The sequence below is a fragment of the Hydrogenovibrio halophilus DSM 15072 genome, assembly GCF_000384235.1.
Classification (GTDB): Bacteria; Pseudomonadota; Gammaproteobacteria; order Thiomicrospirales; family Thiomicrospiraceae; genus Hydrogenovibrio; species Hydrogenovibrio halophilus.
In genome coordinates this window covers 554,601-577,359 of sequence record NZ_KB913033.1, presented here as the reverse complement: position 1 = coordinate 577,359, position 22,759 = coordinate 554,601, and the positions used below count along the sequence as shown (strand labels likewise).

Annotated in this window: 19 protein-coding genes and 1 other RNA gene; 16 read left to right on the top strand and 4 right to left on the bottom strand. The window is 57.4% G+C overall.

The window, feature by feature from the left end; all coding sequences use genetic code 11:
* Entirely contained in the window at nt 1-1,899 is a 1,899-nt protein-coding gene (locus A377_RS12640; protein ID WP_051083136.1) for a diguanylate cyclase domain-containing protein, read from the bottom strand.
* A complete protein-coding gene (locus A377_RS0102765) occupies nt 1,899-2,474 on the bottom strand; it encodes a DUF2062 domain-containing protein (protein WP_083919078.1) in 576 nt (191 codons plus the stop codon). Before A377_RS0102765 ends, A377_RS12640 begins: the two co-directional genes overlap by 1 nt.
* A 30-nt stretch (nt 2,475-2,504) precedes the next feature.
* On the opposite strand from A377_RS0102765, the gene rnpB reads away from it, so the two are divergent.
* The 14 genes from rnpB to A377_RS0102700 all read left to right on the top strand — a co-directional run bounded on the left by rnpB (nt 2,505) and on the right by A377_RS0102700 (nt 19,195).
* An RNA gene (gene rnpB, locus A377_RS12885) (RNase P RNA component class A) lies at nt 2,505-2,878 on the top strand.
* A 594-nt stretch (nt 2,879-3,472) separates the two neighbouring features.
* On the top strand, nt 3,473-3,898 hold the full coding sequence (gene mraZ, locus A377_RS0102760) for a division/cell wall cluster transcriptional repressor MraZ (RefSeq protein ID WP_245546760.1): 426 nt from the start codon (nt 3,473-3,475) through the stop codon (nt 3,896-3,898).
* Nucleotides 3,898-4,848, top strand: coding sequence for a 16S rRNA (cytosine(1402)-N(4))-methyltransferase RsmH (gene rsmH, locus A377_RS0102755; protein WP_019894618.1), 951 nt, complete (start codon nt 3,898-3,900; stop codon nt 4,846-4,848). Before mraZ ends, rsmH begins: the two co-directional genes overlap by 1 nt.
* Nucleotides 4,849-4,928: 80 nt before the next feature.
* Nucleotides 4,929-6,122 (top strand): cell division protein FtsZ, encoded by a 1,194-nt coding sequence (gene ftsZ, locus A377_RS0102750; protein WP_019894617.1) that lies wholly within the window; start codon nt 4,929-4,931, stop codon nt 6,120-6,122.
* 29 nt (nt 6,123-6,151) lie between these two features.
* Nucleotides 6,152-6,526, top strand: coding sequence for a cell division protein FtsL (gene ftsL, locus A377_RS0102745; protein WP_019894616.1), 375 nt, complete (start codon nt 6,152-6,154; stop codon nt 6,524-6,526).
* An 8-nt stretch (nt 6,527-6,534) separates the two neighbouring features.
* On the top strand, nt 6,535-8,364 hold the full coding sequence (locus A377_RS0102740; protein WP_019894615.1) for a peptidoglycan D,D-transpeptidase FtsI family protein: 1,830 nt from the start codon (nt 6,535-6,537) through the stop codon (nt 8,362-8,364).
* 1 nt (nt 8,365) lies between these two features.
* Entirely contained in the window at nt 8,366-10,051 is a 1,686-nt protein-coding gene (locus tag A377_RS11680; RefSeq protein WP_051083135.1) for a UDP-N-acetylmuramoyl-L-alanyl-D-glutamate--2,6-diaminopimelate ligase, read from the top strand.
* A complete protein-coding gene (locus A377_RS11675; protein ID WP_019894612.1) occupies nt 10,038-11,474 on the top strand; it encodes a UDP-N-acetylmuramoyl-tripeptide--D-alanyl-D-alanine ligase in 1,437 nt (478 codons plus the stop codon). Before A377_RS11680 ends, A377_RS11675 begins: the two co-directional genes overlap by 14 nt.
* Entirely contained in the window at nt 11,468-12,553 is a 1,086-nt protein-coding gene (gene mraY, locus A377_RS0102725; protein WP_019894611.1) for a phospho-N-acetylmuramoyl-pentapeptide-transferase, read from the top strand. The genes A377_RS11675 and mraY overlap by 7 nt, the downstream gene beginning before the upstream one ends.
* A 46-nt stretch (nt 12,554-12,599) precedes the next feature.
* Nucleotides 12,600-13,949 (top strand): UDP-N-acetylmuramoyl-L-alanine--D-glutamate ligase, encoded by a 1,350-nt coding sequence (gene murD / locus A377_RS0102720; RefSeq protein ID WP_019894610.1) that lies wholly within the window; start codon nt 12,600-12,602, stop codon nt 13,947-13,949.
* On the top strand, nt 13,924-15,183 hold the full coding sequence (gene ftsW, locus A377_RS0102715; protein ID WP_083919075.1) for a putative lipid II flippase FtsW: 1,260 nt from the start codon (nt 13,924-13,926) through the stop codon (nt 15,181-15,183). Before murD ends, ftsW begins: the two co-directional genes overlap by 26 nt.
* Entirely contained in the window at nt 15,176-16,267 is a 1,092-nt protein-coding gene (murG, locus tag A377_RS0102710; RefSeq protein ID WP_019894608.1) for an undecaprenyldiphospho-muramoylpentapeptide beta-N-acetylglucosaminyltransferase, read from the top strand. Before ftsW ends, murG begins: the two co-directional genes overlap by 8 nt.
* A complete protein-coding gene (locus A377_RS0102705; protein WP_019894607.1) occupies nt 16,264-17,061 on the top strand; it encodes an SDR family NAD(P)-dependent oxidoreductase in 798 nt (265 codons plus the stop codon). Before murG ends, A377_RS0102705 begins: the two co-directional genes overlap by 4 nt.
* 112 nt (nt 17,062-17,173) lie before the next feature.
* The gene (locus A377_RS0102700) at nt 17,174-19,195 is read left to right on the top strand and encodes a methyl-accepting chemotaxis protein (protein ID WP_019894606.1); all 2,022 of its coding nucleotides are present in this window, start codon (nt 17,174-17,176) and stop codon (nt 19,193-19,195) included.
* Between the two features lie 14 nt (nt 19,196-19,209).
* Here the strand turns inward: A377_RS0102700 and A377_RS0102695 are convergent, their stop codons facing one another.
* Complete coding sequence (locus tag A377_RS0102695; RefSeq protein ID WP_083919074.1) at nt 19,210-20,088, bottom strand: HDOD domain-containing protein; 879 nt, start codon at nt 20,086-20,088, stop codon at nt 19,210-19,212.
* 144 nt (nt 20,089-20,232) lie between these two features.
* Between A377_RS0102695 and A377_RS0102690 the strand changes: the two genes are divergently transcribed.
* Nucleotides 20,233-20,808: a chemotaxis protein CheW gene (locus tag A377_RS0102690; RefSeq protein ID WP_019894604.1), complete on the top strand. Its 576-nt coding sequence runs from the start codon at nt 20,233-20,235 to the stop codon at nt 20,806-20,808.
* Between the two features lie 110 nt (nt 20,809-20,918).
* Here the strand turns inward: A377_RS0102690 and A377_RS0102685 are convergent, their stop codons facing one another.
* Nucleotides 20,919-21,524, bottom strand: coding sequence for a hypothetical protein (locus tag A377_RS0102685; protein ID WP_019894603.1), 606 nt, complete (start codon nt 21,522-21,524; stop codon nt 20,919-20,921).
* Between the two features lie 394 nt (nt 21,525-21,918).
* Here A377_RS0102685 and lgt point away from each other — a divergent pair, with 394 nt between their 5' ends.
* Nucleotides 21,919-22,758 (top strand): prolipoprotein diacylglyceryl transferase, encoded by an 840-nt coding sequence (gene lgt / locus A377_RS0102680; protein ID WP_051083162.1) that lies wholly within the window; start codon nt 21,919-21,921, stop codon nt 22,756-22,758.
* Nucleotide 22,759: the final 1 nt, after the last annotated feature.

The window sequence follows — 22,759 nt, the reverse complement described above, 5'->3', positions numbered from 1 at the left end:
CTAGTTTTGCAGATCGTCGGCCAGTCCCACCGGGGAATTCTGGTTGGATTTGGTCTGGTACATGGCCTGATCGGCCAGTTTGAGCAGTGCCCGTACTTGATTCCCGTTCTGCGGGGCCAGTGCGATGCCGATGGATCCACTCAGGCTTAGTTGGTGTTCTTTGGTTGAAAACGGCACTTCCAGGATTTCGACCAGTTTGAGGGCAATGGTCCGGGCATGGCGGGCCATGTCGGTGCCGGTCAGCAGAATCAGAAACTCGTCACCGCCCAGACGCCCGACCCAGTCTTCGGGCCGCACATGGTTGTTCAAACGTTTGGCTACGTCTCTGAGGATTTCATCGCCGCATTCGTGGCCATAGGTGTCGTTGATGGGCTTGAATCGGTCCAGATCCAGAAACAGCACCGCCAGACTTTCTCCTTTTTTCAGCGAGTCCAGTCGGCGCTCCAGTTCCTGCATGGTCGAGGCGCGGTTGGGCAGCTGGGTCAGGCTGTCGAAGTGCGCCAGATGCTTCATGTGGTTTTCTTTGGCTTTGTGCTGACTGATGTCATTGAAAATGTGAATCAGCTGCTCAATCTGTTCGGTCTGTTTGTCCCGAACCGCGCTGATGGTCTGCAAGGCGGGCAGTTTTTCCCCTGAAGGCGTCTGGTACCAGATTTCGCCCTGCCAGTGATCGCGCGCTTCCACTTGCTCCAGAATGCTGCGCAGGTGATCCGGGTCGGCCGATTCGGTGGTCATCAACCGGGTCAGGGAGCGGTAGCGGGCCAGCTCATCGGAACTGGCCAGCAACTGTTCAAAGGCATGGTTGACTTTGCTGAGGCGAAAATCGGCGTCGGTGATGGCAATCGCCTCTTTGGTGTTGTCGAACACACTGGCGGCCTGTCTCAGCGCTTTTTCCGAGGCCTGAATCTCTTCGGCCTGACGACTGAGGCGTTTGATCAGTGGCTGAATGGCCTGATGGGTCAGAATCCCGCCGATCAGCATCATCAGCGCAATCGACACCAGTGCCCAGAGCAGATCGTCATAGGCTTCGTGGTAGAGCGTGGACTGCGGCAATGCCACTATCAGGTCCCAGGGAGCCTGTTCCAGCGGGCTTTGAAACAGGGTGTGCTCCTGCTGGTCCATTGGCATCAGGTAGGACTGATTGGGGTGCTGCTTCAAGGTGGTCAGCAGCGAATCCCCGCTTTCAAGCGGCTGGGCCTGATGGTTGCGAATCGACCAGGCCTGGTGATTTTGCGGGTTGTAAAGATAGAGACGAGTGCTGGGATGAAGGTGTTCGGGCGATTGCAATCGATCCAGCCACTGATCCGGCGCAAAGATCAGCACGTCCATCCCGACCACCTGTTTTTGCGGATCGCGAATGGGCGCGGTGGCCACAATCAGCAGAGAGGTGTCGGTAAAGTAAAAACCGATGGGCGCCAGTTGCTTGTGCAGATTGGGGTTTTGCCGAAAAGACAGCGACGCGCCTTCGATATCAGGGAACAGTTCGCTGACCGAATCAAACCCCAGTTCGCCCTCATGGCTGCGGGTGATGATTTCGCCCTCGGGCCCCAGGCGGTAGAAGGCGGCCAGACTTGGAATTTTGCGGGCGGCATCGGCGAGTCGAGGCTGTGAAAAGTCAACCGCGGCCTGCAGTGACAGGTCTCCCTGACTGTAGGCGACCAGCCGCTTGCGGATTTCGGTCCGGCTGGTGAACTGTTCGGCGATGTTGTGGTAGCCCTGCAGCAGATGATCCAGTGAGTTGGTGTGGGCCTGGACGCTGATGCGGGTGGCTTTGTCGATGCCCTGTTGTGCCGACTGAAACAGGGGCAGGGCCACGCTCAACCCGACCACGATGGCGGTGAACAGCATGATCAGAATCGAGGTCAGGAGGATGCGTTGTTGATAAAACTGCAGATACATCAGCGCTGACTCCGGCGTCGTGACAGGGCATTAAACAGGAAACGCACCGGATGCAGGTAAGCAATCAGCGCAAACAGCAGGCTGCCAAAAATCACGCCCAGCATCAGATTGCCCAGAAAAAACGGCTGCCAGATCAATGGGAAAACCTGTTCAAACCAGATGGGTGAGCCAATGGCCAGGTTTTGCATGCTCGGATGCACGTCGGGGACGTTCAGAAACCAGGTGCCGAATTGATAGCCGCCATACCAGATGGGGCCCATGGTCAGAGGGTTGGTGATCCAGGCCAGTGCTGTGGCCAGCGGGATATTGGCCCGGCCATAATAGGCCAGAATCGAGCCCAGCAACATCTGAAACGGAATGGGCAGCATCATGCAGAAGGCACCGATGAACCCCGCCCGTGCAAAAGACATGCGGTTGCCCGCCCAGTACACCCGGTCCTTGAAGCGCGGGAAATAGCGGTTGAGTAGGGCCGATTGCCGGACTTTGCGGCCGATTCGGTGCATTTGCAATTTGAGATAACGAACCATTAAGTCATTGTACCAACCGGGCGCACGTGTTTGTAACAAAATGGACATGATCGCGGCTTTCGGGTAGAGTAGCCTTCGCAAGAAGGTCGGGCAATCGCGGGCTTGAGTCAAATCGAGTTCGAGGAAAGTCCGGGCACTGCAGAGCAGAATGCCAGCTAACGGCTGGGCGGCGTGAGCCGACGGAAAGTGCCACAGAAAACGAACCGCCGGGCAACCGGTAAGGGTGAAAAGGTGCGGTAAGAGCGCACCGCGCAGCGGGTAACCGTCTGCGGCAGGGCAAACCCCATTCAGTGCAAGACCAAATAGGAAAACGGGTCCGTTTCGCACGGGCACGGTGTGGCTCGCACCGGGTTTTCGGGTAGGTCGCTTGAGGCTGTCAGTGATGGCACGCCCAGATGAATGGTTGCTACCTGGCAACAGGACAGAACCCGGCTTACAGACCTTCTTGCCCTTTTTCTTTTAGCCCGAATGTTTCATGAATTTGTGCTGAGGTCGCGCAGGAACTTGTTTTCACAAGGAAATTTTCGAAGAAGCGTCGTATCTACCTGATTACGATCGACTGAGAAAATATTGCTTGTGGAATCAAGGGGCAAGCGAGATCGGTGCAAATTTGTGAAATATTCGGGTTAGGTTCTCCTGCTCTTTTCACCAGGCCTGGTGAATTCTTTATCTCGATGGACTTGTCTTCTGATTTTCAATATATAGCGATTAATTTTCTACTAACCGCTAGATGTTGTGGTTTTTTAACTCTGCGTTTGATTCTGTAAACTTTCCATTCTTTCAATTGCTTATTTTTTTCAGTTCAAATGCATTGTTTGGTTATGTGTGTAACCGTATGAATAAACAGATGTTATTTTTTCTTTTTTCCGAATCCCGTCCGGTTTGCTGTCAGCGCTAAGTTGTTGGTCTGCAATAAGAATTTCTTAAATCAATCCCGTTCGATTGCTTGACAGGGGTTCGGAAAGTCAATATAGTGGCGATAAGTGGTGGCAAGTGGCGAATAGTGGAAATAAATGTTGTTTTTTCGTGGTATCAACGCAATCAATATGGACGCGAAGGGTCGTTTGGCGATCCCCAAGCGCTATCGTGCCGCGATTGAGGAGGCCAGCGACAATGAGCTGGTGGCCACCATTGACTTGCACAGCCCTTGCCTGCTGATTTATACCTTGGATGAATGGGAAGCGATTGAACGCAAGCTGATCAGCCTGCCCAATATGGACCCGCAAGCCCGGCTGGTGCAGCGCCTGTTGCTGGGCCATGCTTCGGAAATGGAAATGGATTCGCAGGGCCGGGTATTGTTGCCGGGCCTGTTGCGCGAGCATGCCGGGCTGGACAAATCGGCCATCCTGCTGGGTCAGGGCAACAAATTTGAACTCTGGTCGCAAGCGGCCTGGGATGAGAGTCGGCCGGACATGCTGGCCGATGCTCAGGGGGGCGACATGTCGGAAGCGCTGTCGAACCTGAGTCTGTGATGGCACCGTCTGGAAGCCATGCGGCCGCTGGCCACCATGCGTCGGTTCTGTTGGAAGAAAGTGTGCAGGCGCTGGCGTTGGTCCCGGATGGGATTTACATTGACGGGACATTCGGGCGGGGCGGTCACAGTCAGGCGATTCTGGCCGAGCTGTCCGAAAAAGGGCGCTTGCTGGGAATCGATCAGGATCCCGAAGCGGTGGCCTGGGCCAATGCGCACATGGGCGACGATCCCCGGTTTGAGATGGCCCATGCCCGCTTTGATCAATTGGCTGAACTTTGTGAGCAAAGGGGCTGGACCGGGCGGGTCAACGGGGTGTTTCTGGACATTGGCGTGTCTTCGCCGCAACTGGACGAAGCCGAGCGTGGTTTCAGCTTTATGCGCGAAGGGCCACTGGACATGCGCATGAACCCGGAGGCCGGACTGAGCGCCGAACAATGGCTGGCCCAGGTGGAAGAGAAAACGCTGATGAAGGTGTTGCGGGAATACGGCGAAGAAAAATTTGCCGGACGCATTGCCCGGGCGATCAAAGAGGTCAGTGGCACCGAAGCGCTGCAGACCACCACGCAATTGGCGGAGGTGGTGAAAGCCGCCAGCCCCAGAAAAGAACGTCACAAGCATCCGGCCACTCGGACCTTTCAGGCGATTCGCATCTCGGTCAATCGTGAGTTGGAAGGTCTGGAGCAGGTGCTCGATCAGTCACTCTCGGTGCTGGCACCGGGCGGGCGTCTGGCGGTCATCAGTTTCCATTCGTTGGAAGATCGGATGGTCAAGCGGTTCATTCGCGATCATTCGACACCAAAAGATTTGTTTCCGGCGTCGCCCATCGAAATCGAGGTGGTGGCGCCGGTATTGAAAAAAGTTGGCAAGCCGGTTTTTCCATCTGAGACGGAGTGCCAGCGTAATCCGCGCGCTCGCAGTGCGGTTTTGAGGGTGGCTCAAAAGCTCTAAGATTTGGGCCGGTTGTCGGTAGTCATTTTTGTCCGCAAAAGCGGGCGTTCATCGGTTGATAAAGGGGAGTATCAATGTCTATGCAGTTTGAACTTAAGGAAACCACGGCCGATCAGGCCGGGTTGCCCTCCATTAAGGTCATTGGCCTGGGTGGCGGCGGCGGCAATGCCGTGGATTATATGGTGCGTTCTCAGGTTGAGGGCGTGGAATTCATGTGTGCCAACACCGATGTGCAGGCACTGAAAAACTCGGCTGTGACCACCTGCATTCAATTGGGTGAAAATGGTCTGGGTGCCGGAGCCAACCCGGAAAAGGGGATGGAAGCGGCCAAGGAAAACATCGAACAGGTCAAGGAGTCGCTGAAAGGCGCGGACATGGTGTTCATTACCGCTGGTATGGGCGGGGGCACCGGCACCGGCGCTGCGCCAGTGGTGGCACAGGCCGCACGCGACATGGGGATTCTGACCGTGGGCGTGGTCAGTCGTCCGTTCGGGTTTGAACGGCGGGCCAAAGTGGCCGAAGCCGGTATTGCCGAATTGTCGGAGCATGTGGATTCACTGATCACCGTGCCCAATGACAAACTGCTCAAAGTGCTGGGCAGCGATTTTGTGCTGGCCAAAGCGTTTGATTACGCCAACGAAGTGTTGCACGGTGCGGTCCAGGGCATTTCCGAACTGGTGACCCGTCCGGGCATGATCAACGTCGACTTTGAGGATTTGCGCACAGTCATGAGCGAACGGGGCGTTGCCATGATGGGCGTGGGGCATGCCACCGGCGAAGATCGGGCGATCAAGGCCGCAGAAAAAGCCATTGCCAATCCGCTTCTGGAAGACATTTCTGTGTCCGGCGCACGTGGCCTGCTGGTCAATATCACGTCCGGGCTGGATTTCACTCTGGGTGAATTCAACGAAGTCGGGGATGTGATTGACCAGGTGGCTTCGGCGGATGCCAAAGTGATCATCGGGACCTCAATCGACGAAGCCATGTCGGATGAAATCCGGGTCACGGTGGTGGCAACCGGCTTGTCCGAAGCGCAGGACGCTCAGGCCAAACCGGAAAAAGTCACCCCCAATCTGCAGGCGGTGGAGGCTTCCAAGGCCGAAGAAAAACAGGCCATGACCTCGTCAAAACCGGTCGAACCCAGTATTGCGGCCCGCAGAGAACCGGAAATCAGCCGTGAAAAAATGGCGGTCAACGGTTCTCATGCTCAGACCCAAGACAAAGGTTCCAATTACCTGGACATTCCGGCTTTTTTGCGCCGCCAGGTTGATTGATTTTACGCCGACCTGAGCAGACCAGGTCCATGATGACGACCGCTGACGGTTCGCCACGACTCCCCGGCCTCGTTTCGCTGACACGGTTCAGCGGACGGGGTCTGCTCGTGGGCGGACTTTCAGCGGTCGTTTTGGTTTCCGCTTTGGCGGTGGTGCTGGTCCAGCATCATGTGCGCCATCTGGAAACCCGGTTGGCGCAAGCCATTGTCCAGGAGCAGGTGTTGATTCATGATCGTGGCCGTCTGGTTCTGGAAAAACATCATTTGACCGCTCTGGCCAGGGTGGAACGCAAAGCCAAAACCGAATTGCAGTTGCGTTCGCGCTTGCCCGACACTCGGGGCCAGACAATCGTGTTGTCGTTGCCTGGTATTTCGCAGGGTCTCGTCAGGGATGCCGCACCATGATCCCCCGAATGCTTCCACGCGACCGATTGATTTTATGGCTGATGCTGGCGGTGTTTGTGGCGCTGGGTGCGCGTGCATTTTATGTGCAGATCCTTCAGGCCGATTTTCTGCAGTCGGAGGGCAACAAGCGTCAGGTCCGGGTGCTGGACATGGCCGCGCCACGCGGGGACATACTGGACCGGCATGGACGCCTGCTGGCATTGAGTACGCCGGTCAATACCGTATGGCTGGACCCCCAGGTCGTCTCAGCCTGGCTGGCCCCGTCACCACAGCAGACTGCCGACTGGTCCACAGAAAAAAAACAGCGGGTTGAGACGTTTCAGGAGGGGTATCAGACGCTGCTGCAATGGCTGAAACTGTCCGAACCTGGATTGACCCCGCAGATACTGGCGCAGAAGCAGCGGCGTTTTATGTATGTCAAACGTCAGGTTCTGCCCGAAATGGGCGCGCGCATTCGCGAACTGGCGCTGCCGGGCGTTTATGTGGAGACCGCCTATAAACGCTATTATCCGGCGGGCGAAGTGGCCGGGCATCTGGTCGGCTTTAATGACATTGACGATCGCGGCATTGCCGGCATTGAAAAAATCTACAACGAGTGGCTTCGGGGTGAGCCGGGCAAGAAACAGGTCATACGGGACCGAACCGGCCGGGTGGTGCATTTCGTCAAGGATCTGCAACCGGCCAAAGTCGGGCAGGATCTGCTGTTGTCGATTGATCAGGATTTGCAGTTTTTCCTGTACCACCGCCTGAAGCGCCTGCAGATCGAACATCAGGCCGCTTCGGCCATGTCGGTGATTCTGGACGCTCGCAGTGGCGAAGTGCTGGCCATGGTCTCGGTGCCGGGGTTCAATCCCAATGACCGCAGTCAGTTGCTGGGGGAAAGTCTGCGTAACCGGCCTGTCACCGATCGTCTGGAACCCGGCTCCACCGTCAAGCCGTTTGTGGTGGCCAAGGCACTGGATCAGGGGCAGATTGAACCGGATTCGGTGATTGAGACCGGTCGCGGACGCATGCGGGTACAGGGCGAAGTGATCACCGACACCCATGCCCATGGCGATCTGACTCCGAAAGAAATTCTGCAGCGTTCGAGCAATGTGGGGGCCGCCAAAATCGCCCTGACCCTGACGCCGCAACAGCAATGGCAAATGTATCACGACATAGGCTTTGCTCAGGATTCCGGTTTGTTTCTGCCCGGTGAAATCATGGGCTACCTGAAACCGGCAAGGGAATGGCAGGAACTGGATCAGACTTCCAGCGCCTTTGGCTATGGCTTCAACATCAATCTGTTGCAGCTGGCCCAGGCCTATCTGATTTTCAGCAATCAGGGGCGGATTCAGCCCCTGAGTGTGATCAAGCAGGAGCCGCCGCCTTCCCCGTCTTCGGGCCGGGCCGTGATTACGCCGGAAACCGCACAGACGGTGTTGCGGATGCTGGAATCGGTGGTGGCTTCCGGGGGCACAGCGCCTCAGGCGCAGATCGAAGGCTATCGGGTGGCGGGCAAAACCGGCACCGTGCATTTGAGTCAGGGCGGCGGCTATGCGGCCAATCGCTATGCGGCCCTGTTTGCGGGGGTGGTGCCGGTGGATCAGCCGCGCTTTATCATGGCCACGGCGGTGGTCGATCCCAGTCGCGGGGTCTATTATGGCGGCAAATTGATCGGGCCGGTGTTTCAGTCGGTGATGAGCGAAGCCCTGCGTCTTTATCAGGTTCCGCCCGATGCCCACACCCGTCCCAAAGCCGAGCCGGTGGACGAGACAGACGAAACGCCGGTCGAAGAGGTGGCCCGTCCGCCGGGCCAGCTGTCTTCGGACGATGAAACCGCCGAGCAGGCCCGGTAATATGAGAGCGCTTTCGCAGTTGCTCGCCTTCCTGCAGGTGTCGGATGCCCAAGTGGCTCTGTATTCTGCAGAAATGACCAGGCCTGGTGAAAAGGCACAGGGCTGGCATCCCGATTGGGACAGGACGATAACGGGCCTGCGGGCAAGGGCGGATCGGGTGCCTGAAAACGGCGGTTTTGTCGCTCTGCCGGGGGAACGGCATCATGGTGCCGAATTCAGTGATCAGGCTCTGGCAGCCGGGGCCAGATTGGTGATCACCGATGCGGTTGGTCAGACCCATTTTGACCAGGCCTGGTCAAAATGGGCATCGGCCGGACCCAAACACAAGCAGGCAGTGGTGCTGATCACACTGAGCGAACCGCTCAACGCAAGGCGTCAGAACGAACTGGCCAACTGGTTTTATCACCGGCCTTCGCAATCAATCAAGCTTCTGGGGGTGACCGGCACCAATGGCAAAACTTCGGTGGCGCAATTTGCCGCGCAACTGCTGAGTGCGCACGGCGACAAAGTCGGTCTGATCGGCACTCTGGGCATGGGTTTTTGGCAGTCGGGTCACTGGCAGGGCGAGGCATCGCTCAATACCACGCCGGAGGCGTTCGAACTGAATGCGACTTTGGCCGACTGGCGGGACCGGAATCTGCGCACGGCGGTGATGGAAGTGTCGTCCCATGCCATCGAACTGGGACGGATTGCCGGGCTGCGTTTTCATGCCCTGGCATTGACGCAGGTGACGCAGGATCATTTGGATTTTCACGGCAGTCTGGGCGCGTATCAGGCGGCCAAAAAGCGTCTGTTTACCGATTGGCCAGCGGAATATTGGGTTCTGAATCTGGACGATGCGCTGGGGCGAACCCTGCAACAGCAAGCCGGGACGCAAGATAAGGCGCCGGAAGTGATCGGTTACGGTCATGCGCCCTGTCCCGAGGCCACCATCACCCTGCAATCGGCGCGGGCCTGTCCCACTGGCTGGGAAATGGCGTTGGCGCTGGGGACGGATCACTGGTCGACCACGCTGGGGCTGATGGGCGCGTTTCAGCTGGACAATGTGATGTGCGCTCTGGGGCTGGTGCGAACTCTGACCCACGAATTGTCGGAAGACGATTTGACCTCCCTGAGCGCTGTGCCCGGACGGATGCAAAGGGTGGCACCGCCAGAGGGGCTGACCGGGCCAGTGGTGCTGGTCGATTACGCCCATACCGCCGATGGCCTGCAGGCCGCATTGACTGGGGCCCGCGCCCATCTGCCCCAGACGGGACAACTGTGGGCGGTGTTTGGCTGCGGCGGCAACCGCGATGTGGGCAAGCGCGCACAGATGGGGCAGGTGGCCGCGCAAAACGCCGACCAAATCGTGATCACCGATGACAACCCACGACGGGAGTCGCCCCAGGTCATTACGGACGCCATTATGCAGGGCGTTTGTGCGGTGCTGGGGGAAGAGGCAGAACAAAACGCCACCGTCATCCACGACCGTCAGGCCGCCATCGATTTTGCGGTGGCCCAGGCTCAGACAACGGACGTGATTGTGGTGGCGGGCAAAGGCCACGAAACCACCCAGGAAACGGGGTGGGAAAAACATTCTTTTTATGACCCTGAGGCAGTCACCATTGCCTATCAAAAGCGCAGAGAACAGCAAAGAAAGCAGCGCTCGCAACAGCATAGACGAGGAAACGATTGTGTGGACACTTGAGCAGATAGGCCGGGCGGTCGCCGGGCAATGTGACCAAACGGATGCGCAGGCGCTCGCCCGGACGGTCACCGGGGTCAGTATTGACACCCGCCATCTGGCCTCCGGCGACGTGTTTTTTGCGCTGGTGGGGCCGAATCACGATGGCCACGCCTATGTGGAACAGGCGCAGTCACTGGGTGCGAGTGCCATCGTGGCAAGCCGTCCGGTCAAGGCCGATGTGCCGGTGATCACCGTGGACGATGCGCGTCTGGCGCTGCAGGCACTGGCCCGCTGGCACCGTCAACAGATGCCGTTGCGGGCCCTGATCGGGGTGACCGGTTCCAATGGCAAAACCACCACCAAAGCGATGCTCGCCCATTGTCTGAGCCAGCGTTTTTCCGTTTGTGCCACTCAGGGCAATTACAACAACGATCTGGGTGTGCCCCTGACCCTGCTGCGAATCCGACCCGAACACGATTATGCGGTGGTGGAAATGGGGGCCAATCATGCGCATGAAATCGGCCAGCTCTGTGACATCGCCCGGCCCGATTGCGGCATTGTGACCCTGGCCACGGGCGCGCATCTGGCAGGGTTCGGTTCGATTGAAACCATTGTGCGCACCAAGGGCGAACTGCTTGAGGCTTTGCCCCAAGGCGGCTACGGGGTCATTAATTGCAATTCCGAGGGTTTTGAATACTGGCAGCAGATCTGTCGGCAAAAGGGCGTCAATTGCATCACTTTCGGACAAAGCCGACAGGCCAGTCTGCAGTTGCTTGCGCTCAGTCAGGAGGCGCAGGGACTGGCGTTTGATCTGGGCTATGATCAGGCCGGTCAGGCGGTGGTTCGGACCCTGCATTTGCCGATGCTGGGCCAGCACAACGCCTGGAATGCGCTGGCCTGTACCGCCGTCTGTCTGAAAGAGGGCATGGAATGGGATACGATCAGCGATGCGCTGGCCGGGTTTGAAGGCGTGGATCAGCGCATGCAGGTGCTGGATCTGGCGCACGGCAAGTTGATCAATGATGTCTACAATGCCAACCCCTCGTCGGTCAAAGCGGCGATTGAAACGCTGGCGGCGCTGAAACAAAGCCACCGGGGCAGTCGGGCGCTGGCGTGTCTGGGGCCGATGTCCGAACTGGGCGACACGGCCGAGGCCGCGCATCTGGAGATTGCCGAGGCTTTGCTCGCCGCAGACATCGACCGGGTGCTTCTGTATGGCGAAGGCACCAAGCCCATGCTGGCGCGATTGGGCGAGCGGGCTCAATGGTTTGACGACCATGCGGCGCTGACCGAGTCAGCCCACCAATTACTGGCTGCGGAAACCTGCCAGCATGTGCTGGTCAAGGGGTCGCGCTCGGCCCAGATGGAAAATGTCAGTCGGCCTTTGATCGAGCGCTGGGCTCTGTCTTCAAAACCGCAATCCGGGAGCAACGCCTCATGTTGATTTATCTGACCGATTATCTGTCTCAGTTTGTTTCCGGGTTTACCGTGTTCCAATACATTACCATGCGCGCCATTATGACGGTGGTGACCGCGTTGCTGATTTCCTTCTGGATTGGCCCCAAAGTGATCCGGGCCCTGATACGCCTGAAAGTGGGCCAGAGCATTCGGGATGATGGCCCGCAAACCCATTTGACCAAAACCGGTACCCCCACCATGGGCGGGGTGATGATCCTGTTTTCGATGTCGATTGCGATTCTGCTCTGGGGCGATCTGGGCAACCACTATCTGCTGATCGCCACCTTGACCATGCTGGGATTCGGCCTGATCGGACTGGTGGACGACTACCAGAAGGTGGTGTTCAAAGACCCAAACGGCATGCGTTCGCGCACCAAATTTTTCTGGCAGTCGGTGGTCGGCCTCATCAGTGTCTATGCCCTGTTTGCTCTGGCTCAGGTTCCATCCGAGACCCAGTTGCTGATCCCCTATATGAAAGACACCTTCATCCATCTGGGGGCTTGGAGCATGTTACTGGGGTATCTGGTGATTGTGGGGACCTCCAATGCGGTCAACCTGACCGACGGTCTGGACGGGTTGGCCATTATGCCGGCGGTGATGATTGCCGCCGCTCTGGGGGTGATCGCTTACGTGACCGGGCATGTGTATTTTGCCGATTATCTGCAGATTCCCTATATCCCCGGTGTGGGCGAACTGGCCGTTTTCTGTGCGGCGCTGGCCGGTGCCGGTCTCGGGTTTTTGTGGTTCAACGCGCATCCGGCTCAGGTGTTTATGGGCGACGTGGGGTCTCTGGCGATTGGCGCGGCTCTGGGCGTGGTGGCGTTTGCGGTCAAACAGGAACTGGTGCTGTTCATCATGGGCGGTATTTTCGTGGCCGAAACCCTGTCGGTGATTCTGCAGGTTGGTTCCTACAAATTGCGCAACGGTAAACGGATTTTTCTGATGGCGCCGTTGCATCACCATTTTGAACAGAAAGGCTGGCACGAATCCCAGGTGATTGTGCGCTTCTGGATCATCACCATTTTGTTGGTGTTGATCGGGTTGGCCAGTCTGAAAATTCGTTGAACCGAAGGCCAGTTGCACAAGGTCAAAAAAAGGCGAGAGAGTCCGTATGTATTTAGTTGCCGGGTTGGGTTTGACAGGTCAGAGCGTGCTGAATTATTTTGCCAGTCAGGGCGAGCCCTGTCTGGCGTATGACACCCGCTCCGATTTGGCGATTGCTTCTTTGCAGGCGCAGTTTCCGGAAGTGGCATTTGCCACCGGGACGCTGCCGGGCAGTTGGCGCAAGCGGATCTCGACGCTGGTGCTCAGTCCCGGCCTGGCCCGTTCCGAACCCTGGGTACAGCGTCTGGTGGATGACGGGATCGAAGTCATTGGCGACATCGAGCTGTTTGCCCGCGCCGCAGGATCGCCGATTGTGGCGATCACCGGTTCCAATGGCAAGTCCACTGTGACCACGCTGGTGTCTCAGGCGCTGGCGCTGGGTGGTTATCAGGTGGGCATGGGCGGCAACATCGGCCAGCCTGCGCTCAACCTGCTTTGCGATGCCCGGGACTACGATGTCTATGTGCTCGAACTCTCCAGCTTTCAGCTGGAAACCACCTATTCCCTGCAATGCACGTCTGCGGCCATTCTCAATGTCTGCGAAGACCACATGGATCGTTATCCCTCTCTGGCCGATTACATTGAAGCCAAAATGAGTCTGCTCAGCGACACCGACTGGGCTGTTTTGCCAGACGATCCGCGTCTAACCCATCTTTACCCGGACGATGGCAACAAACTGGTGTTTGGGTTGAGCGAGCCCTTGCCCGGACAAAGTCAGCGTTATGGCGTTTTATACAAAAATGACCAGGCCTGGTTGGGCTGGGGCAGCGAAGCCGTGGTCCCGGTGGCGGAAATGTGTCGACAGGGCCAGCACGACCAGCTTAATGCGCTGGCGATGATGGCGCTTTGTCGCCCCTTCCGGTTATCGCAGGCGGTGTTCGCCCAGGTACTGGCCTGTTTCAATGGCTTGCCGCATCGCACTCAGAGAGTCGGGTGTTTTGACGGCGTGACCTGGATCAATGATTCCAAAGGCACCAATGTCGGGGCCAGTGTCACCGCCATCGCTTCCACCGCCAATGACAATCAGGGGCGTCTGTTTCTGCTGGCCGGCGGGGTGGACAAGGCGGCCGATTTTGCCGAGCTGGGCAAGGCCGTGCGCCGCTATGTCGCCGGGGTCATTCTGTTTGGTCAGGATCGCGAGACCCTGGCCGGCGCCATGCCCTCTGAGCGGGTAACGCTGGTGCCGACCTTGCAGGAAGCGGTCCAGGCCGCCGCGGCCATGAGCGCACCGGGGGACACGGTTTTGCTGTCACCGGCCTGCGCCAGTTTTGATCAGTTTGACAACTACGCTCAGCGGGGCGAAGTGTTTATGCATGAGGTTGAGGCACTGTATGAGCCAAATGACGCAACGCACTGACACGCGATCCCATAGGCCTGCTGCGCCCCGACGCCCGGCAGATGACTGGCCGGTCGATTGGGTTCTGATCGGGGCCATCGCGGCTTTGATGAGTGTGGGGCTGCTGATGGTCGCTTCCAGCTCGGTGGCGATCAGTGAAAAATATTTTGGCTATCCCACCCATTTTCTGGGGCGTCAGGCTCTGGCCATGACCCTTGGCTTGATCGCGGCCTGGGTGGTGGTGCACATGCCTCTGTCGCTGTGGCGGCAGCAACGGGGCAAGCTGTTTCTGTTGGGGCTTTTGCTGCTGGTGCTGGTGCTGATTTTTGGGCGGGAGGTCAATGGGGCCAAGCGCTGGCTGCCACTGGTGTTTATGAATTTTCAGGTGTCGGAATTCATGAAACTGGCGGTGGTGGTGTTTATGGCCGGGTATCTGGCCCGGCACGGGCAGGCGGTACGGGAACAGTACGAGGCGGTTTTTCGGTTGATGCTGCCGTTTGGTGCCATGGCGATCCTGTTGCTGATGGAGCCCGATTTCGGCAGCACCTTTGTGATCGCGGTGATCATCACCGGGATGTTGCTGATTGCCGGTGCGCCCTGGCGTTATTTTGTGATCACGGTGGTGCCCATCGCCGCCTTGCTGGTGTTTATGATCATCACATCGCCTTACCGTATGGCCCGGGTGAGCAATTTTCTGGACCCCTGGGCCGATCCGTTCGGACAGGGGTATCAGTTGACCCAGGCTCTGATTGCGCTGGGTCGCGGTGAATGGCTGGGCGTGGGCATGGGCGAAAGCGTGCAAAAACTGCTGTATCTGCCCGATGCCCACACCGATTTTCTGTTTGCGATCTTTGCCGAAGAATACGGTTTTGTCGGGGTGGTGGCCTTGATCGGTCTCTACGCCCTGATTCTGTGGCGCTGTTTTCGCATCGGCCATCAGGCCAACCGGGTGTTTGAGACGGAAGCGACCCAGACCCATTTCGGCGGACTGGTGGCTTATGGCGTCGGCATCTGGGTGGCATTGCAGGCCATGATCAATATCGGGGTCAATGTCGGACTGTTTCCGACCAAAGGTCTGACCCTGCCATTGATGAGTTACGGTGGCTCCAGTGTGTTGATGATCATGATGGCGCTGGCGCTGGTACTGCGGGTAGATATGGAAACCCGCCAGGCCCGTCGCCGCTTTCCACAAACGGCGGATTCAGACTCCACCAATCACCTCTCGGACAAACACAACGGGGGCGCAAATGAGTGAACCACGGACATTGATGATCATGGCCGGCGGCACAGGCGGGCATGTGTTTCCGGGCCTGGCGCTGGCCGAGGCATTGTCTGTGAATTCCGAGAATCACGTCAGAGTCGTGTGGCTGGGCACCGAAGGCGGCATGGAAGCGAAATGGGTGCAACAGGCCGGTATTGCCTTTTACCCGGTTCGGATTCAGGGGCTTCGGGGCAAAGGGCTATTGGGTTGGTTGAAGGCGCCCTGGCGCGTGCTCAAGGCGATGTGGCAGAGCGCCGCCGTGATCCGTCAGACCCGGCCCGATCTGATTCTGGGCATGGGCGGGTTCGTCTGTGGTCCGGGCGGATTGGCTGCGCGGTTGCTCCGACGACCCTTGTGGCTGCACGAGCAGAACGCGATCATGGGATTGACCAATCGTTGGCTCAGCCCTCTGGCCGAAACCGTGATCTGTGCGTTTGAACAGGCGGCAGAAGGTCGGCGCAACGCGCAGGTGCTGGGCAATCCGGTGCGTTCGGGGCTGGAAGCGCTGCCCACGGTGGCCCATTCTCAAGTCGGGCATGTATTGGTAATGGGTGGCAGCCGCGGGGCCAAAGCGATCAATGAACTGGTGCCTCAGGCATTGGCGAAGCTGCCGCCCGGGCAGCGTCCGACGGTGCGACATCAAACCGGGCAGGCACTTTTGGACACCACCCGGCAGGCCTATCAGAAGGCAGGCGTCAAAGCCGAGGTGGTGGCGTTCATCGATGACATGGTGGCGGCGTATCGCCAGGCCGATCTGGTGATTGCCCGTTCCGGGGCCCTCACAGTGTCGGAATTGATGAGCGCGGCGCGTCCGGCCATTCTGATTCCGTTTCCGTTTGCGGTAGACGATCACCAGACCGCCAATGCCCAGGCCCTGGTGGCCATCGGCGGGGGAGAGGTGCGGCAACAGGCCGATTTGACCGCGGAACAACTGGCCGAGAGATTGCAGCACTGGCTGGCGCCCGAACAGGCCCGTCAGGCCTCTGAAGCGTTGCGGGCCTCCGCCCCTAAACAGGTGACTCAGGCGATCACAGAACGCATTCTGACCCGATTGGAAAACACAAAGGAGCAACGATGAGCAACGCAATGTTTGCCGATTTGCGCGACAAGCGCATTCTGATTACCGGTGCCTCCAGTGGCATCGGCGCGGGCATGGCCCGAACCCTGGCCGAAAACGGCTGTCGGTTGGTGCTGCATTACAACCGCAATCAGGCAGGCATCGAGAAAACCCTGGCGGCGGTGCAACAGCGGGGAGCCGAAGCCACGGTGCTGCAGCAGGATTTTGCCGACACCCATCGGTTGCGACCCTTTTTTGACCAGGCCTGGTCCATTTACAGCGGTCTGGACGGGCTGGTGAACAATGCCGGGATTGTCACCAAGTGTCTGAGCGAAAAAGACCCGGAAGGCACAAAGTTTGCCGAAACCCTGGCGGTGAATCTTCAAGCCCCATACCTGTTGAGCACCGCCTTTGCTCAGGCTTGTCGTGCCCAGTCCCAGCCGGGGGTGATTGTGAACAACAGCAGTATCCACGGCCAGCAGACTTGTGAATGGTTTGCCGCTTATGCCGCATCCAAAGCGGGCATGGATGCAATGAGCAAAGTTCAGGCAGTGGAATGGGGTCAGTACGGGATACGTGTCAATGTTCTGGCACCCGGCGTGGTGCCGGTGGAGCGGACCGAGAAAATTCTGTCGCAACCGGCGATGAAGCAGAAATGGGAAGGGGCCATGCCCGTCGGTCGTTATGGCACAGTGGAGGACATGGGGCAGGCCACCGCTTTCCTGCTCAGCGATTCTTCGGCCTGGATGACCGGTGCCAACCTGACCATGGACGGCGGGCTGATCGCCCGGGGCCAGTATCCGCGTCGCGACTGATTTGTCAGGTTTGCCCCAACCCGTTGTTGGCACCATGATTGCTTGACCACTTCCAGGTTCATTTTTCAGAGCCCCATTTGAGGGGGCTCCCAAGTCAACAGCGGGTTTTTTCATGGAAAACTTTTTAAAAAAACTCACCATCAAACAAAAGATGCGTTTCGGTTTTGGGGTGATCTGGGCGGTATTGGCCGTGATCACCATTCAGGCCGTGGTCAATCTCTATATTGTGCGTGAAAACGTCAAGGAAGTGGTGGAAGAGCGACAGCCCATTGCCTTGCAAGCCAATCAGATGGCGATGCAACTTGAAAAAACCATGAGCACCCTGGGGCAGTACATGCTGACCGGGGAGGACAAAACCCTGGACGCGGTGCGCAATGGCTTGTCTCAGACCGAATCCATGCTCTCGGGGCTGAAAAAGAAAGCCGCTGGTCAATCCGACATTCAATCTGAAAACCTGGAAAAAATTGCCACCAGCCTGAGCGCTTTGCCGGAATATGTGAAGCAGGTGCAGGCCCTGCAGTCCGATCGCGGCAAAAAATTCCCCGCTTTTGCCTTTGTTGACGAAAATTTGATGCCGCACGCGGTGACCATTCAGCAGCAAATCAGCCTGATGATCCAATCCGAATGGAACGATTTGCGCCCCGAGCGCAAACCGATTCTGGACATTCTGCTGGATTTGCAGAAAAACTGGCTGAATGTGCTCAGCGGTGTGCGCGGCTATGTGGCCTTCCGCTCTGACAACATGGTCAGTTCCACCGAGGATTATCTGGATCAGGTCGAGTCCGGTTTGCGCGAACTGGCCGAGCAGGATGCGCTGGAACTGACGTTCGAAGAAGAAATGGGCGTGGAATCCGCACAGAAAGCCTACGAAATCTACCGCGAAAATTTCATGCAGCTCAAGCTGATCCACGAAGGCCCCAAATGGCGCATGGACACCTGGTTGATGCAGAATAAAATCCAGCCGTTGTTCCATTCACTGGAAACGCAGCTGGAAGAGATTTCCTCCGGCGCTGCGCTGGCGATGCAGGAAACCAGTGATGAGGTGGTGGATTCCACCCTGCGCAACCTGATCATTCTGCTGGCGCTGTCGGTCTTCGGTCAACTGGTCGGGATGCTGATTTCCAAGCGCGTCACCGATTCGGTGGTGCGTCCGGTCAAACGTTCGGCCGAAGCGATGAAAGACATCGCCTATGGCGAAGGCGATCTGACCCGACGCCTGCATGTGGACGGCAAGGACGAACTGGCCAGTCTGGCTTATTATTTCAATGAGTTCATCAGTCGCATGCAGCAGACTCTGCGCGAAGTCACCGAGACGGTGCGTGAACTGGAAACCGCGTCACGCAGCATGCTGGAAGTGACCCATTCCACCAAGGAAGGCACGGACGAACAGCTGGACGCCTCAAACCAGTTGTCGGAATCCATGATTTCGATGTCGGAAAAAGCCAAGAGCGTGGAAGACCATTCGCACAACACCTCACGTTCGACCGAGCAGGCGGCCGAACGGGTCAAGGAAGGGGGCGAAGTGGTCAAGAGCGCCGGCATGACCATTCGCCAGGTTTCCACTGAAATGGAAAAAATCACCGAAGCGGTCAATCAGCTCAATCACGACAGCCAGACCATCAGTACGGTCACCAACGTGATTCGCGAGATTGCGGAACAGACCAATCTGTTGGCGCTGAATGCGGCGATCGAAGCGGCGCGGGCCGGTGAGCACGGTCGCGGGTTCGCGGTGGTGGCCGATCAGGTTCGGGTGCTGGCTCAGCGCACCCAGGAGTCGACCACGCAGATCGAAGAAGTGATCGAAAAAATCCAGAAAGCCACCGAAAGCACGGTGAGTGTGGTCGAAGTCGGCCGCAAAACCACCAAGCAAGGCTATGACTCGGTCATGCGGGTGGAAGAGGTGCTCAGTCCGGTGGTGATTCTGATTGAAGACATCAATCACATGAGCTCGGAAATGCTGACCGCGGCGCAGGCGCAGACAGCGCTGGCGCAAGAGGTGAATGCGCACATCAACAAGATTCATTATGTGTCGCAAAACACCGCCGATGGCGCAGGCAATACCGAAGCCTCCAGCAACCGCCTGCAGCAGCTGGCCAGCAAGCTGGACGAGCTGGTACGACAGTTCAAAATTTAAAACGACTGTTCGGGCTAGTGCGCCGCGTCCGGTAAGTGGCCGCTGTGGCCCCATTTTTCCAGTGCCGCTTCGGCGGCGCTGATGGCATTGTCCGGCAGTGCCAGATAATGCACGGCCTCTTCATACAATTTTTCCAGTTCGCGCACCATGAAGTGGTCCGAGAAATGCTGGAACACCAGATAATTGGCAATGTGAATCAGGGCCACCATTTTGGCCACGGAGGGATTGTAGTCCTCCAGCTCGATCAGATCAGGCTGATGATGAAACAACAGGGTTTTGCTCAGAGCGTCGCCCAAATGCCAGCGACGGGCTATGATGCTGCCGACAAACGTGTGGGCCGTCTGGTAATGCGCGATTTCACTTTGGTGCGCACTGACCGGCTGGTTCATCTGAGGGTTGAGAAAGCGTTCGCCGTACGCTTCCGGGTCATGGCGCAGCATCACCAGCGCGCCGATGTTCTGCATGAACGCGTACAGATAGGCCTGGGTGCGGCCAATGCCCCCGACCCAGTAGGACAGTTCGGCCGCAGCCAGTCCGGCGCGCAGATCGTGAGCAATCAATTTGCGGTCTGCCAGGCTGACCGGCAGGTGCTTTTGCAGATAGGTGCTTAAAAACAGATGATGGATTTCGTCCAGTCCGAGCAGGTTGACGGCGGCCATGGCATTGAGAATCAAGTCGTCTTCGGGGCGGTTGAGCACCCGGTTGGTCAGACTGAGAAACTCGCCCAGAATTTCCGGGTTTCGGGCCAGAAGGTCGGCGACATCGTGTGCATTGGGTGCCTCCTGCTGCATCAGGCTCTCAAGCTCGTAGATTTCCGGCGGTACGGCCGTCATCGGCGTTTGTTTGAGGATGCGGGTGGCGTTTTCAATGCCGGCTTTCATGGGAAGATGCATGGATCGGACCTCTCAGGCAATCAAGCCCTAAATTTGGAATGCCTCCAGTTTACTATAGCTTGAGGGGTTGGCAAAAAATCGGTTGTTTTCAAATGGGAATTTGCCATAATGGCAAACAGACGCTAAAAATCAGGGGAAGGCATCATGAGTGCGGAACCACAGCAACAGCATGACGAAAAGCAGGTTGAAGAAAAGGTGCTCAATATCGCCAGTGATGACATGGAGCAATACCTGTCATTCATTCTGGGAGAAGAAATCTACGGCATCGACATCCTGCGGATTCAGGAAATCCGTGGCTGGGAAAATGCCACGCCACTGCCCAATGTGCCGCATTATGTCAAAGGTGTGATCAATATGCGTGGGGCGGTGGTGCCCATCATCGACCTGCGCGAACGCTTTAATTTTCAGAATGTGACCTACGACGATTCCACGGTGGTGATCATCACCAAATTCCATACCGAAGACGAAAACGGTGGCTTCAAGGAAAAAACCGTGGGTCTGGTGGTCGATGGCGTCAGCGATGTGGAAGATGTGGACCCCAATACCCTGCAGAAAACGCCCAGCTTTGATACCGGCGTTGACCGCATTGACGACGAATTCATCAAAGGGCTGGCGGTTGTGGAGCAGTCGGAAGTCCAGCAGATGCTGATTGTGCTGAATGTGGACGTCATGCTCGGCGACGGCGTGTTTGATCAGCTGAAAGCGATGAAGCAATCCTGATCTGCCCCGGTTTTTACCAGGCCTGGTAAAAACCATCATCAGCAAGACATAAAAAAAGCGCCGTTCAGGCGCTTTTTTGGTTCAGGCGATTGGATCGCGATTGAGTCGGTTTAGCGTCCGCCCATCATGCCTTGTGCCTGTTGACGCAGTTGCTGCAATTCCTGCATCTGGGTTTCCATTTTTTCCAGTAGCTGTTTGCTCTTGGGCGCGATCTCGGTCATCACACTGCGCACCTGTTCCTGCAGGTCGGCAGACATCTCCTGGACTTCTGGGTCCTGAAACGCTTCCTGCTGTTTCTGCTGGAAGGTACGCTGACGCTTCTGGTAAGCCTGAATGTCTTTCTGACTGGGCTCTTGCTCGCTTTCCTGATATTTGGCCACCATTTCGTTCAGAGCCGCCATTTCGTCTTCCGCATTGTAGCCGCCGGTGTTCATTTTCTGGGCGATTTTGTCCTGCAACTGATCCCGCTTCTCTTGCAGTTCGGGCGTCTCTTCATAGGCCTGCTGCTGATAGGTTTGCAGTTGTTGTTGGGTCTGTTGCAGTTGCTGTTGGGTCTGTTGCATCTTCTGCAACATCTGTTGCTGTTCCTGACTCATTTGCGGCTGGCCTTGTCCCTGGCCTTGTGCCATGCCGGGCTGAGCCTGAGCGCTGACCATGGCGACAGACAGGGCAGCCGCGGTAAACAGTTGAGTCAGACGTAACGATTTCTTAGACATAAAGTGTCCCCTTGATGGTTGTCATCGCAGGCCGTGGCGGAAATCCCCATCTTGAAAAGAGGGGGACACCGACCGCAGCCTGGCAGATGGTCAGTTTGGACGCAGGAAAAGGGCCAGTGCGTTCGCAGTGTTTGCGCCCGTTTGCCCTTTTCGATTGAACGCGTCGTAATAAATGGTCGTTTGCACGTTAGCACATTATTTAATGACCGGCAAACCGCCCATTGATATGGGGGAGGGGATTCATGGTTTTTCAAGGGTTGGCGTTGTCGGGGCACACTTTGGTTCGGCCCGGCGCTCAGGCGAAGTCCAAACATGTATAATATGGCCACATTATTCGATCGCTTTTTTGCCGACGCCCTTATCGTTGTTGTTGGTTGTGCCAGGAGTCACCATTGTGTTCAGTTCCGTAAGCCCCGATTTGCCCGAGCCGTTCTGGTCCTATCCGCAGATTGATCCGGTGGCGCTGGACATTGGCGTGTTTCAGCTGCACTGGTATGGCCTGATGTATCTGTTTGGCTTTGCGTTTTTCTGGTTGTTCGGGCGTTTTCTGGCCGGGCGGCATCCGTTCTGGACACGCCAGCATGTGGACGATTTTCTGTTTTACGGGGCCATTGGCGTGATGCTGGGTGGGCGTCTGGGTTACATCCTGTTTTACGATCTGGCGCATTACCTTGAGCAACCGCTGGATGTGCTCAAAGTCTGGCAGGGCGGCATGTCGTTTCATGGCGGCATGTTGGGCGTGATGGTGGCCATGTTGTGGTTTGCACGCTACCGGATGCGGGTGTCACCGTTGGCGGTGTCGGATTTTGTGGTGGTGCTGGTGCCGATGGGTCTGTTTTTCGGACGGGTTGGCAATTTCATTAACGGCGAACTTTGGGGCGCGATTACCCAGTCGCCGCTGGGCATGCGTCTGTTCGATCCGCAGTTGAACGAGTGGGTGTTGCGCTACCCCACCCAATTGCTGGAAGCCTTGCTCGAGGGGCTGGTGCTGTTTGCCATACTGCTGGTCTATCATTTCCGGCGACCGCCTCTGGGCGCCGTGTCCGGGGCTTTTCTGATCGGCTATGGGGCGTTTCGGTTTCTGGTGGAATTCTGGCGGGTGCCGGACCCGCAACTGGGTTATCTGGCCTGGGGCTGGGTCACAATGGGGCAGGTGTTGTCGCTGCCGATGATCCTCGCCGGCCTGGGGCTGTTACTCTGGTCGTATCGAAACGGGATTCATAAGGACGGATAAG